The organism is Hymenobacter volaticus, from assembly GCF_022921055.1.
GTDB classification, from domain to species: Bacteria; Bacteroidota; Bacteroidia; order Cytophagales; family Hymenobacteraceae; genus Hymenobacter; species Hymenobacter volaticus.
Map to the genome: position 1 here is coordinate 120,916 of NZ_CP095064.1, position 12,387 is coordinate 133,302.

11 protein-coding genes are annotated in these 12,387 nt (G+C 55.2%); 5 read left to right on the forward strand and 6 right to left on the reverse strand.

All coding sequences use genetic code 11. The annotated features are described in order from the left end of the window. Nucleotides 1–415: 415 nt before the first annotated feature. Both MUN86_RS26065 and MUN86_RS26070 read left to right on the forward strand, forming a co-directional pair. Entirely contained in the window at nt 416–994 is a 579-nt protein-coding gene (locus tag MUN86_RS26065; RefSeq protein ID WP_245126933.1) for a Crp/Fnr family transcriptional regulator, read from the forward strand. Nucleotides 995–1,315: 321 nt separating this feature from the next. Beyond that, nucleotides 1,316–2,200: a DUF2911 domain-containing protein gene (locus MUN86_RS26070; RefSeq protein ID WP_245126934.1), complete on the forward strand. Its 885-nt coding sequence runs from the start codon at nt 1,316–1,318 to the stop codon at nt 2,198–2,200. 515 nt (nt 2,201–2,715) lie between these two features. Here MUN86_RS26070 and MUN86_RS26075 read toward each other — a convergent pair. The 4 genes from MUN86_RS26075 to MUN86_RS26090 all read right to left on the reverse strand — a co-directional run bounded on the left by MUN86_RS26075 (nt 2,716) and on the right by MUN86_RS26090 (nt 8,362). Further along, nucleotides 2,716–5,922, reverse strand: coding sequence for an SBBP repeat-containing protein (locus MUN86_RS26075; RefSeq protein WP_245126935.1), 3,207 nt, complete (start codon nt 5,920–5,922; stop codon nt 2,716–2,718). 799 nt (nt 5,923–6,721) lie between these two features. Further along, on the reverse strand, nt 6,722–7,402 hold the full coding sequence (locus tag MUN86_RS26080) for a hypothetical protein (protein ID WP_245126936.1): 681 nt from the start codon (nt 7,400–7,402) through the stop codon (nt 6,722–6,724). Next, nucleotides 7,362–7,871 (reverse strand): DUF4262 domain-containing protein, encoded by a 510-nt coding sequence (locus tag MUN86_RS26085; protein ID WP_245126937.1) that lies wholly within the window; start codon nt 7,869–7,871, stop codon nt 7,362–7,364. Before MUN86_RS26085 ends, MUN86_RS26080 begins: the two co-directional genes overlap by 41 nt. Nucleotides 7,872–7,966: 95 nt before the next feature. Beyond that, nucleotides 7,967–8,362 (reverse strand): RDD family protein, encoded by a 396-nt coding sequence (locus MUN86_RS26090; RefSeq protein ID WP_245126938.1) that lies wholly within the window; start codon nt 8,360–8,362, stop codon nt 7,967–7,969. Nucleotides 8,363–8,577: 215 nt separating this feature from the next. Between MUN86_RS26090 and MUN86_RS26095 the strand changes: the two genes are divergently transcribed. Then, entirely contained in the window at nt 8,578–9,255 is a 678-nt protein-coding gene (locus MUN86_RS26095; protein ID WP_245126939.1) for a hypothetical protein, read from the forward strand. Nucleotides 9,256–9,408: 153 nt separating this feature from the next. Here the strand turns inward: MUN86_RS26095 and MUN86_RS26100 are convergent, their stop codons facing one another. Further along, on the reverse strand, nt 9,409–9,831 hold the full coding sequence (locus MUN86_RS26100; RefSeq protein ID WP_245126940.1) for a hypothetical protein: 423 nt from the start codon (nt 9,829–9,831) through the stop codon (nt 9,409–9,411). Nucleotides 9,832–10,125: 294 nt separating this feature from the next. Between MUN86_RS26100 and MUN86_RS26105 the strand changes: the two genes are divergently transcribed. Further along, nucleotides 10,126–10,722 carry a hypothetical protein gene (locus MUN86_RS26105; protein WP_245126941.1) on the forward strand — a complete coding sequence of 199 codons (597 nt, stop codon included), beginning with the start codon at nt 10,126–10,128 and terminating at the stop codon, nt 10,720–10,722. Between the two features lie 152 nt (nt 10,723–10,874). On the opposite strand, the gene MUN86_RS26110 is transcribed toward MUN86_RS26105, so the two are convergent. Further along, nucleotides 10,875–11,354 (reverse strand): hypothetical protein, encoded by a 480-nt coding sequence (locus tag MUN86_RS26110; protein ID WP_245126942.1) that lies wholly within the window; start codon nt 11,352–11,354, stop codon nt 10,875–10,877. 299 nt (nt 11,355–11,653) lie between these two features. Here MUN86_RS26110 and MUN86_RS26115 point away from each other — a divergent pair, with 299 nt between their 5' ends. Beyond that, nucleotides 11,654–12,271 (forward strand): DUF6707 family protein, encoded by a 618-nt coding sequence (locus MUN86_RS26115; protein ID WP_245126943.1) that lies wholly within the window; start codon nt 11,654–11,656, stop codon nt 12,269–12,271. Nucleotides 12,272–12,387 lie beyond the last annotated feature (116 nt).

Below are 12,387 nucleotides of genomic sequence, written 5' to 3' on the forward strand. Positions count from 1 at the left end.
AGAATAACGGGGACATTTGTCCCCGTTTTCTTCGATCCGCTCCCTTGCTGTCAAATAGAGTAGGCTGCTCTCTAAGTGCGTGTGCCTGGTAGCTGCAGCTAGCAAGCCGGAGCCGTGCTTCAGGCCAGCTTAGTTCCTGAGGCGCCTGGCAGGCTACCCAAGGGCATAATAACCACCTCATTAACGAGCTGGGAAGCGTACTCAGGATTCAGTCGCCGCAAGCGGTGTGAGCGGGTCAAGACGCTGGTTTTTGGGTGAAGGCCTCTGTATCTACAAAACAATGGCCCCTAAACACTCGCCCAAGTGTCGAGGTTTAACGAACCGGATTGGAGCTCCTGCGTTACTTCACGTTCCATTCCCCTGCAATGCGGCTGTTTAGCGGCCTGGTCAACTCCGTTCACCTACGTGCATCGCCATGGTTGAAACGTTCCGAAATTATTTAACCGCGAGAGGCTCCTTTACCGACGCCGAACTCGAGCAGATTGAAGCAGTTACGATCGTCAAGAAATTAAAGCGACGGCAGTTTTTATTGCACGAAGGCGAGGTGTGCCGCCATATGGCCTTTGTCGTGAGCGGTTTCATGCGGCTTTACCGCACCGATGCGTATGCGGTAGAACACATCATCCGCTTTGCCACGGAGAACTGGTGGATCAGCGACCACGAAAGTTTTCACAACGGGCAACCAGCCAAAGGAGCTGTTGACGCGCTGGAAGACACTCATTTGTTGCTGTGGTCCAGAGAAAATTGGGACCTGCTCAAAAAGGAAATTCCCGCCTTCAACGCCCTGCAAACCCAATTGATAAGCCGCACGTTTGATGCCCAAATTGACCGGCTCTATGCGGCCATCAGCCGCAGCCCGGAAGAACGGTACCACGCGTTTGTAAAAGCCTTTCCTGGTTTTTATCAACGGGTGCCTTTACATATGATTGCTTCCTATTTAGGGGTATCCCGCAAAACCCTGGGTCGTATCCGCAAGCAGGCTGATTCCGGTTAATCACCCCGTTTGCGGTTAAAGCAACTACCCGCTTCAGGCCTCGGCATCTACCAGTGGCGTAGAGTGCGCGTCGTGGTGGAACAAAGCAGAGGCGGTAGCCTTTTATTTAGTTGACACCCTGCATTCGGAGCTGATTGTATACAACTGGCTGGGATACTGGTAGCACAGAAATTTCCTTTCCCTCGATAAGGGGCCCTTATCACAACGATAGAGCAATGCTTTGGGCACCTTGCAATGGTCGTTGTGGGAAAGAGACGATCTCTTCTACGACTCGTCCTTCGGACGATAGTATTGGGCGCCCCTGAGCCTATCTTTAGGGCCATGAAACACTTTTTCACCGGGTTGCTCCTGGCTCTGTTACTAGGGCTGGCCGCTCGTAAGGCCCACGCCCAAACCAAGCTCGTGCTGCCGCAGGTGAGCCCCGCGGTCACGATTCGCCAGGCGTTTTCCACCTCGTTCGTCGAGTTGCGCTATTGCCGCCCCTCGCTGAAGGGACGCCAGGCCTTTGGTGGACTGGTTCCCTATGGCCAGGTATGGCGCACGGGGGCCAATACGGCCACCAAAATCCGTTTGGGCGAAGCGATGCAAGTGGGCGGCCAGGCTGTACCAGCTGGTACGTATTCACTGTTCACCATCCCGGGCAAAACCGACTGGACGATCATTCTTAACCGCGACACGGCCCAGTGGGGGGCGTATGAGTACAACCAACAGCTCGATGTCGTGCGCATTATCGCCCACGCTACCATGTTAGCCGTACCGCACGAAAGCCTGACGCTCACCCTGGAAAACGTGCGCCCCACGGCGGCGGACCTCACCCTGAGCTGGGAGCACACCCAAGTCAGTATTTCGTTGCTGGCCCATCCAGATGCCCTGATTCTGAACCAGATTCAGGAAGCGATGCAGGGCGAGAAGAAGCCCTATTTCACAGCGGCTCTCTACTACTACCACTCCAACCAACCCAACCTCACGCCCGCCGTCGGCTGGCTCGATGCGTTCCTCAAAGCGCACTTGGATAGTGCCAGTGACCAATATGAAGGCTATTACTGGAAAGCCAAACTGCTACAGAAGCAAGGCAAAAAGCAAGAAGCGGTGGCGGCGGCCCGGCAGTCGCTACAGTGGATCAAAGCCGATAAAAACGAAGTGGCCAAAGCCGAGTATACGCTGCTCAACCAACAGTTACTGAGCGAAGTCGGCGCCAAACTATAAAGAGGCTTTACGAGCGTCTAGCGCTCTTATCAAGAAACAGAGACTATAGTGGAGGCAGTCTTATAATGCGGAAGTTAGATAGCTACTGGACATAAAATGAGTGGCTGTTGCAAAACTCTCGTCAGTGATACTGATAAGGAGCATTGGCGATTACTAGAGTTTAACCGGTCTTGGACAGCGCCACTAATCAGCAGCAGATAAAGCTCAAATAATCTATTGTGTGAGTATTGCTAGGGTTTTGCAATAGTCACGCTCCAATAATCGGATGCACAAGACACGGTTTCGGTTCCTAGACTTAACTTTATCGACACGGGTCATTAGTTCTAAAAGCCAAGCCAGTAGCTTTCGTCTGCGCGTCTCAGCCTCGGGCGACGAGAAGTCCGCGCTACTCGGCCATGGGTCGGCCTTCCCGCCCTGCGGGCGGAACCAATGGGTGCGGCCCGAGTCGGCCAAACAAAAAAGCGTCTCCGGCCGCGGGCCGGAGACGCTTACGCGTTCGATCGCGCCGACGGTTGTCAGGGCTGGATCAGTAGGCGCACGGTTTCACGCTGGCCATTGACCCGCAACGAGCAGGTGTACAAGCCGGGCGCTAGCTTCTCCCTATGGAGCGGCAGTTCGTAGTGCTGCCCTTTGCGCACGGTGCCCTCGTAGAGACTAACTACTTGTTGACCTAGCTGGTTGTAGACGAGCACCTGCGCCGCGCCATCGAGCACCGGGCGAAAGCTTACGGTGGCCGTGGCCGCCGTGGGGTTCGGGTACACCACTAGTTGCTGAACACTACTCGGCCCTGCTAAAGCGGCTTGCCCAGCGGCGGCGAGTTGCGTTGGGAACGGGGCGCTGGTTTGGGAATATTTAATGGTGAGATAGTCGTAGGTGTTGGCAACAGAGCTGCCGTTGGAGCCTCCCGTCACGTACACGTTGCCCGCCGCATCCAAGCCCAAGTGGGTTGCCACATCGTCGCTGTTGGCGGGGCCGTTGTAGCGGGCTTCCCATACCAGCTCGCCGCTCGGCGAGTACTTGAGCGTGGCGTAATCGGATATGCCGATGCCACTGGAGTACCCGGTCACGTACACGTTGCCAGCGGCGTCCGCGGCTAGATCTGTCGGGGCGTCGTTGCGGCTACCGGGCCCGTTGTAGCGTCTGTCCCAGAGCAGCTGGCCGCTGGCGGCGTCGTACTTGACGGTAGAGTAGTCGTTCAGGGTCCTGGATTGGGTAGTTCCCGTCACGTACACACTGCCGGCGTTCACGGCTATGGCCGCTGGGTTATCATTCAAGTTGTTCGGTCCGTTGTAGCGGGCCACCCATAGCTGCTGCCCGCTCGCGCCAGCGTACTTGACGGTGCCGTAGTCGTTGTTGTTGAGGTTGAGAAGGTTGTCGTTGTCCGTATACCCCGTCACGTACACGTCGCCGGCCGCATCCACCGCCAAGTCGCTTACCTGGTCCGAAGAATTGCGGTTGGTTCCGGCGTAGCGGGCGGCCCAGAGCTGGGTGCCCTGGGTGGAATACTTGACGGTGGCAAAATCGAGATTAATGAGGTCAGTAGTACTGGCGTAGGAAGAACCGCTTACGTACACGTTGCCGGCGGCATCCACCACCAAACTAGTGGGCTCATCGTCGCCGTTGGCAGGCCCGTTGTAGCGCGCCACCCACTGCGGCTGCCCCGTGGTGGAATATTTGAGCGTGGTGTAGTCGGTGCCGGTGATTGTGCTACCCGAGGAGCCCGTTGCGTAGACGTTGCCCGCTCCGTCCACGGCAAGAGGAACCGCCCCAGGTGGGGTTAGCACGGTGAGGGGAACTCGCCAGAGCTGCTGCCCGCTAGCGGAGTACTTAAGGATGAAATACTGGCTGAAGTCGATACCAGTTACGTAAACATTGCCCGTTGCATCAATGGCCAGTCTGGTTAGGTGCGGATAAAAAGGGTTGGAGCGGTAAGGAAGGCGGTTTTCCCACAACTGCTGCCCACTGGCCGAATACTTGATGGTGACGTAGGCTGTTTGCGTTTGAACGGTTCCAAACCTAAGAGGGATACTACTACTGGTGGTTCCCGTCACATACACGTTGCCGACCGCGTCCACGGCGAAGTCGGTTGGCTGAAACGCGCGGATGCGGATGCCGGAATAGTGCGCTTGCCAGAGTAATTGCCCGGTGGCCGCAGCGTACGTGAGGGCCGCGAAGTCGGAATCGGTGCTGCTACGGCCGAAAACATACCCGGCCACGGCCACGTTGCCCGCCGCGGCCACGGCCAGGCGGGCGGGAGCTTCGTCTAGGTTGGCGGACGCGTTGTAGCGGGCTTGCCAGAGTTGTTCGCCACTGCCGGCCGCATACTTGACGGTGGCGTAACCGCTCTGCCCGCGGCTATCGAAGGAACGACCTGTCACGGCCACGTTGCCAGTGGCATCCACGGCTACGTCTCGGGCCTCGTCGTAGCTACTTTCCAAGCCGTTGTAGCGCGCCTCCCAAAGTGGTTGCCCGTTGCCCACCGCGTATTTGAGCGTGACGTAGTCCCAGTTGTTGTTGCCGGTGTTGGCGTAGCCGGTCACCACCACGTTGCCGGTGGCATCCACGGCTACGGCGGTGGCTTCGTCGTAGCTGTTGCCGGCTCCGCTGTAACGCGCCGCCCAGAGTTGCTGGCCGCTACTGCCGGCGTATTTAGCGGTGGCGTAATTATAGGTACGGCCATTATCGGAGGTGCCGGTTACGGTCACGTTGCCGGTGGCATCCACAGCCAGGTCGCGCACCAAGTCATAGCCGCTGGCCGGGCCATTGTACATAGCCACCCACTGCTGTTGCCCGCCGGTTGAGTACTTGAGGGTGGCATAATCACTCTGGGTGCTTGTGTACGTGGTGCCGGTCACGTACACGTTGCCGGCGTTATCCGAAGCCACCTTGGTGGGCAGATCAAAGCTGTTGGCGGGGCCGTTGTAGCGGGCTTGCCAGAGCTGCTGGCCGCTGGCCGAATACTGAAGGGTGAGGTAGTCGTAACTGCTGCTGCCACTATCGGAAAAGCCCGTTACCGACACGTTGCCCGCCGCGTCCACGGCCAGGCTAGTTGCCAGATCATCCCTATTGGCGGGCCCGTTGTAGCGCACTTCCCAGAGCTGAATGGCACCGGCATTGTACTTGACGGTGACATAGTCGTAGCCACTGCCACCGCCAAAGGAAGAACCCGTCACGTAGACGTTGCCCACCGCGTCCACGGCCAGGCTCGTCGGCACGTCAGCACTGTTGCCGGGTCCGCTGTAAACCGCTTCCCAGAGTTGCTGGCCGCTGGCCGAGTACTTGAGGGTGGCATAGTCGTAACTGCCGTTGCGGAAGGTGTAGCCGGTTACGTACACATTGCCCGCCGTGTCCATTGCCACGGCCGTGGCGCCGTCGAAGCTGTTGTCGGACCACGTGTAGCGGGCCACCCATTCTTCGCTGACTGATTGGCTGGCAAGAGAGGTGCTAGAGTTCTTTGGCGCCGGAGCCACAAGTTGTTTGCTTCGTTGGGCTTTCGGACGTGCTAATTCTGCGGGGGTCTTTCCCCAACCCACGGCGCCGGTTGAGGGTAAGGCGCGGCGCAAAGCCGGCGCCCCCACGGGTAGCGAGAAACCATAGGGCAGCGGCGGTAGGAGCTTCTGCGTTTTGCTTGCAGCCAGGGCTTGGCTGGTTTGCGCTTGAGTGGCCAGCACGTGCAGAAGCACACCTGCTGCCAGCAGCAAACGGGTAATCAATTGTTTCATCGGTTAGGGAAATAAGGGAGCAACAACAGGCTACGGCCTGCGCCTACACAGTCAGGAAAAGGAAGAATGTGGCAGCACGTTACTCCACGGGAGGCCCCCCACATTAGCCAAGATCAGACAACCAACCGCTCAGAAAGCAATATTAAGTACTAAAAAATAGTGGAAGTATAATAGTGATTTGCAGTAAAATAATCAGCAAATAGTCCGCCTATAGAACAACAACCTCATTACTGGTTCCAGTATCAAGAAGCAAGCTAAAACTTGTCTAGAGGCGCTTTTCCAGAGGCTGTAGACAGTAACAAACCACACATCCTAGGGGATGTGGATAATAGATAAATAGAACGTCATGCAGAGCAGAGCGAAGCATCTCGCGTGCTGATGTTCGCTCTGCTCTGCATGACGGCCTTTGTTGGGCCACAATCCTTACGGTCCACACGGCCTAATTTAATTAAGGGCACTTAACTTAATGCATGTGGCTGTTGCAAAACTCTCCGCAGGGAATGTACGGGGTCGCATCTGCGCCTAGGCTGCCCTAAATAAGCTGACGTAGCGCCCCTAGTGGGCAGCGGGTGGGGCTTTAAGTACCTGTTGTCCGCCAACGGTCAACCTTTTGCAACAGCCACCTCTCTATTTCGAACGGTTTTGGGCCCCCGTCAATGCCCCCGAAAACGCGGTTTTTCAGGAGCATTTTTCGATAGGTAATCCGAACACCTTCTTTTACCTTGTTCTAGTAAACACAATTCGACTTACCAAACAGAAGAACTGGTAGCTTGGTTAATCTCGTGTGCTTGCTTCGTGGTCAGTCATACACATAATACTGCCAGTGCGGAACTCCTGCTGGATAAAGAGTAGCCAACTTGCCTTCCGCCCGCTGATGAGTGTTCGGGTCATAGACCACCACCTCATAGTTGAAACCCAACAGCACATTCTGCGCAAAGCTGATCTCAAAGCAGCCCGCATGGCGAGCATAGCCATAGGCAGCGATGCCCATTATTCTGGGACTCGGTAGCTGCGGCAGGTAGCGCGGGAGTAGATCGTCTAGCAGCACGGGATACTGCTCGTGCTCTGCCCGGTACGCGTCCAAGGCCCGGAGCAGGGGCGCACTCTGGTCGATAGCGCGCCTTCTGCTCACCTCGCGCAGCCACGGCGCGCTCCCGCCACAATGCCCGCAAACCATCAGCGGGAGCGTCCACAGCAGCAGCGCATACAGCGGCGAGGTCGTAGGCGAGGAAGCTCGAAGCTGCCGGCTGGTCCACAGCAAGCCCACCGGCACCAGCAGCAGGCTGGGCAAACTCAGTACTTGACAGAAGGTGAACACGGAATTGGTCTCGCTGCTCCAGCCATTCGGCCCCGGCAAGAAAGGACACACCACCAGGAAGGCGATGCACAGATGGCAGCCGAGGAAAAGCGCCCCCTGCCGCTTGGTCAGGCGCAAGGGACTACGCCAGCGGAGTGGACGCAACAAGGCTCTCTTGCTCATAATCGTTGCATATCAGACAGACCTCAATGCGGATATAATAGCTCCTGGGTAGCCGAGGAGTACGCGTATCCTGCCTGACCAGGGAAGCGCTGCTGGGCATCCGGCCACACACATTGCAACACGGGAAAGTGCGCGCCTTGATAGAAGACGAGCGCTCGCCCGAAATAAGCGTCATAGTATTCTGGACTGACCGTCTTAAAGAGGCAGCCAGAGCCCCAAGTACATCCTCATAGAGCACGTCTGGCTGCCGTTGGATACCACGCGCCGCATCTTCCCCCATGTCGTTCAAGAGAGCGTGTGCCAGTTCCTGATTAAGGCCGGACAGGACGACTTCCGGGTAGCCAAACGTAGCATAGAGGCCGACGGTATAGGAAAAAGGCGGGAAGTTGCCTTCACCTAGGATGTGAAAGACCAGCCAGCGATGCTGCTGGATGTTTTCGGCTAGGTCTTGGTACGTACGATTCTGCACGGATAGAGGACGAAAGCAGGTTTAGCTCGAGGGAGTCTAGGCGAAAGTATCGTTAGATAGTTGTTTTACATAACCGGTACTTCTCGGATACTGCTCTAAAAGCCGAGCCAGGTGAAAAGAGCTTCCGCACCGACTATGTAAAGTATGGTGGCTAGAAGGGTATAAAGCGTATAAGGACTTGCGCGATAGGACGCCACATCTTGTCGCCAAGAGTTGACGTCGGCTGGCGTTTCTACTACCGCCGTGTTCGTGATAAAGTCCCCGATCCGTTTCCCTCTACTCAAGAGCACGACCAAGATCTCCAGTGGCCACACGAAAAGCGTCGTGTTGCGCCAGAAGGCTTGCAGTTCATTGACTGGATTTCCTCTTGTATGGCGCACCTGGGTACCAAGTAAGTGCTTGAGAGGGCTACGACCGTTGAAAAAGTCTTTATTAAGATAAAGTACGAGTACACAACAAAATTCCCAATTCCCTGGCAGGGGATGAAACAAGATTATAAGGGGCACACCAAGCAGAAGTATAGAGACATGCTCCCCTAGTATGGAGAGAAGACGAAACTTTCGGTTCGCAACTAATTTCATCAAATAAAGCAAGGGGTAAAAAGGCCCGCTAAATTGTACAGAATTCCTAGCTACTCATCAATCTTTGGATATCCTATTCTTTGATACGGTCATTAACATAATCGGGACTTATACCACTAGTTGAAATGACCAGTAGCTTTTATCAGTTTTGGCTAACCGGTCGCCTGTCTTTCTCTGATAGCCGCAGCTCCTATCGGGTTTTGGTGTGCTACGGACTTGTTCTGTGCGCACTCCTGTTTCAACCCTTCACCGCGTGGGCGGACGAGTGGCATGTGCCCAAAACCGTGGATTACTACAGCGCCGACAGTAGCTACTGCCTGCGCGTGGTGCCCACGTTTGTCCCGGCCAAGTATAGCCGCTGGCAGACTGCTAGCCCCAAGAAGAAGCGCCGCTACACGCCGCAGGACACAACGCTTATCCCTTGTTATGCGACCTTGTTTCACCGGGTCCACCAAGACCTCGTGCCCGTCTGGCGACACGAGTTAGTTAACCCGTTTGCCCCTATGCAGGCGCTGGTCAGCAACGACGGCCGCTATGTGGTAACACTCGATGACTGGTACCAGCCCGGCTACGGAGAGAACGTAGTGGTCGTCTACGATCAGCAGGGCACACTGCGCAAACGAGCGACCTTAGAAACGCTTTCGCCCTACCCCCTCGACCAGTATCGCCTGTCCATTACCTCCCGCTGGTGGCGATGCCACGCAAGATTCGTGGACAACACTACTCTGGAACTCTGTTTCCGCAATGAATTGGGTGGCAAGACGTCAAAAGAGTATGTAGTGCCTGAATTACTTCTAATTTAAGCCTTCCTACCGAGTATGAGGAACAGGACTTTCGCCCAAGCAGGCTTATTTAAAAGCACTGCCTCCATCTTAGAATAGGTCATGAACATAATTGGTACTTCTCGGATAGTTAAAAAATCTGCTTTTATAACGCTGTTCCTACTCGCGGCAGGTTTAAGCTAAGCCCCGTAAAATGTCGAGACGATTGCGTGGGGCCGTTGGCGAAAAAAAGGCGGGAATAGTCGTCGCCTCTCGGCGGGGGCGAGTTAAACACTCCACCGGCCATTCCGTCAACCGCTGTTCCTGAATATGCACAAACACGGCCGGTTCAGCCTCCTCAATGTATTCTTCTTGTAACACGAGCGCGAGCGGTGGTTCCGTTCCGTCGTTGGCTGTGGCAAAGGAAAGGGCTTCTTCATACGTGGCGAAGACGTAGTAGTAATCGTTACCCTCTTCCGTGTCCGGCGCTCCCGCATGGGGATGACACCATACCCGGTACTCGAGTACCTCATCCCATACATACCCGCCACCGGCACTAACAAGGGCGGGGTAAGTGCCCAGTAAATGGGGTGTCTTAACGGGTGGGTAGGTGGACATAGCAGAAGGCGTTTAGGAGCAGCTAAGTAAAAGGAAAGAAACTGCACTTTGCATATCTTTCGATGGCGTGCTCTTTCCCTCTAGTTTCTAGGAAAAGTTGCTTGACATAATAGTTGTTATAAGCGTAGTCCTAGAAAAATTGTATTTTTCATTCACTACTAAAAGGTCTGTAGATTAGCATTTTATTCTCATTACCACTAGTAACAAATAAGGGTTCTAGCCCAAAGAAGACAAGAATAGAGACCCCTAAGAAATGATACCGTCAAGCCTATCCGATTTCCTTATCCACTCGAGATGCGCAATCCGTACATCTTTTCCTTAGTAGTGCTCTTCAGCTTCGTCCCGGCTTGCCAGAAGAAACCTCCGGTGGGATTCCGCTATCCGTCCAAGGTGGTGCAGCTTCACTTACAGCAGTCCTACAGAACGGCCTTGTGGCTAGCCTATGTGTGGCCGCTGAAATGCTTTCTATTCCCGCAACGGCAACAGAAAGCGCCTACTGATTCCGTTCAGAATACCTTCCGCCAGTTCTTGGGCGCTAAAAGTACGTTGACTAACATAACGGTTTATCCGAATGAGGTGTGCTTTCGCTTCAAACAGGAATTTAGAAGCTTAGACAAGGCCGATACGTACAATATCGTGCCTGTCTCCGCCGTCTATGTCAACACACAGGATGGTTGGGTAGATTCGTTACTTGACTATCGAAATCGACTGTTCCGCCCAGGCGGAAAAATGGAATGGCTGGCGGGGAAATGGCACCTCCTAGAGCCAATGAGGCGGCAGGCTTCATTGGTAGAAGAACCTTGCCTACATGATTTTCTCACTCAGAACCAAAAGTGGCTTAATACAGAGCTGCGCGATCTCTGTCAAGAAAAAAAGCTGGGTCTTCAGTAAGAGCGCTTCTAACGAGTCGACCAATTGCTTGCGCTTATCTGGCTCACCACAACAACTAAGCAAAGCCTCTTGCGAGTCTGTTGCTCTCGAACCATCTTGGGGATCAACCAGCAACTGTGCTCGTTCTTCATTTGTCATTTTAAGAACGGTGGTTAGGAAGGAGCAAAGTCGTCACTTATCTCCCGGATTTCGGCGTTTGTACTCGCTTGGCAAAGCAAGAGAAAACAAGCTAGCTCCTCGTCGTAGTGCACTAGGGCATAGAGTTCGGCGATGCGTCGATAGTGCCATTCGTCCTGTGCAGCCAGGTAGGGTGTGATGATAAGCGGGAGGGTGCTTCGGACCCAGGGCTCGGCGTGATAGAGCAAGAGGATCTGCCGGGCGAGTTGGATTGCCGTTATATCGGTGCTGTCAATCGCTGTATCGACCACTTGCGCCAGCACGGGCTCGAGCACGGCCCGGTCTGGGGTCATCTGCTCGAGCAGCCGCAAGGCGGTGTCGCGGTCCTGTGGGCGGGCGAAGGCCTGGTGCAGGTTGTCGACGAGTGCGGCTTTGTCCTGCAGCAAGTCGTAGCGGCTGGTGTAGTACTCTTCTTCCGCTTGACGAAACCGAAGCCACTTAGTGGAATAAGCCATAAGATGCTAAAGTAGGCGTTTTGCTCAGCGAAAGGGTGAGGCAAGCAAGGTAAGGCTGCACTCGGTCTAGTCCACCACGGCGGCGGAGCTTGTGTAAGCACTACTGAATCACTTGACGCCGTGTCTTTCGCTCTAGCGGCTCAATTGGCATTTTACAACCGCTCGTTTGTAAAATGCCAAATCAATAGCAAGGCCTCTACAGGCCATTATTCAGCCTTAAGAAGGGTCTTGTTCTCCTGCGGCACCTATTGCTAGCCTGGTTGCGCTTGCTTTCGGCGAACGGACTGCACCTTTACCCCATGAGCAAGACCCTTGATGACAAACGCCAGGTGCTGGCCGCCGTGGCCACCCACCTGCCTACATATTCTCGCCTAGCCCGCTTGGCCACCAGCCTAGCCAAGACCTTCAAGCCCACCGTCGCGGCGGCCCTCGCCCGCGCCAAGACCTTAGCCTATTGGCTGTATGTCTATGAGCAGCCCGCCCTGTGCCTACAGGTCTGTCAACTGCTCAACGATATCCCATTCGAACAGGATTACAATCGCTGGACATGGGTGGAGGCAACCCTCGCGCTGGAGTGGAAACTACGGCTTGAAGCCGGAGAATCGATCGCTGCACACGCCTGTGTCGCCGCCATGCAAGCCACCAGCGCACTAGAGGATCCCGCCGTGCAGAAGATGAATGCAGCTGCGCGCAACTATCGCTTAACGGGTGGCTTGTTAGCCGATGCCCAGATTGCCGAGGCCGAACTCTTTGGCGATAAGATGAGTGCTACCGCCTATCGCTTGACTCAGCTGGGAGAGCTCTTGTTCATTCAGGCTCACGGCGGTTCTGCCGCATTACCCGTCCCGGAACTGGAACAACGATTTACGGCGCACCTAGCCACCTTGCGGGCTGCGTGTGGCCTTTCGCAAGCATAGCATCTATGAAGCACCGTTTGTAAAATGACAATTGGGCCGTAACGCTTGTGCGAAAGCATTCACTTGACGTTACGGGGCTTCTGCCCCTTGCTTATCAGCTCTTTGAAAGATGATCC

Coding starts and splice junctions, on each gene's coding strand:
- MUN86_RS26080 (WP_245126936.1), bottom strand. CDS start 7,402: ATGAGCAAGAGAGCCTTGTTGCGTCCACTCCGCTGGCGTAGTCCCTTG.
- MUN86_RS26075 (WP_245126935.1), bottom strand. CDS start 5,922: ATGAAACAATTGATTACCCGTTTGCTGCTGGCAGCAGGTGTGCTTCTG.
- MUN86_RS26110 (WP_245126942.1), bottom strand. CDS start 11,354: ATGGCTTATTCCACTAAGTGGCTTCGGTTTCGTCAAGCGGAAGAAGAG.
- MUN86_RS26105 (WP_245126941.1), top strand. CDS start 10,126: ATGCGCAATCCGTACATCTTTTCCTTAGTAGTGCTCTTCAGCTTCGTC.
- MUN86_RS26065 (WP_245126933.1), top strand. CDS start 416: ATGGTTGAAACGTTCCGAAATTATTTAACCGCGAGAGGCTCCTTTACC.
- MUN86_RS26070 (WP_245126934.1), top strand. CDS start 1,316: ATGAAACACTTTTTCACCGGGTTGCTCCTGGCTCTGTTACTAGGGCTG.
- MUN86_RS26095 (WP_245126939.1), top strand. CDS start 8,578: ATGACCAGTAGCTTTTATCAGTTTTGGCTAACCGGTCGCCTGTCTTTC.
- MUN86_RS26115 (WP_245126943.1), top strand. CDS start 11,654: ATGAGCAAGACCCTTGATGACAAACGCCAGGTGCTGGCCGCCGTGGCC.
- MUN86_RS26100 (WP_245126940.1), bottom strand. CDS start 9,831: ATGTCCACCTACCCACCCGTTAAGACACCCCATTTACTGGGCACTTAC.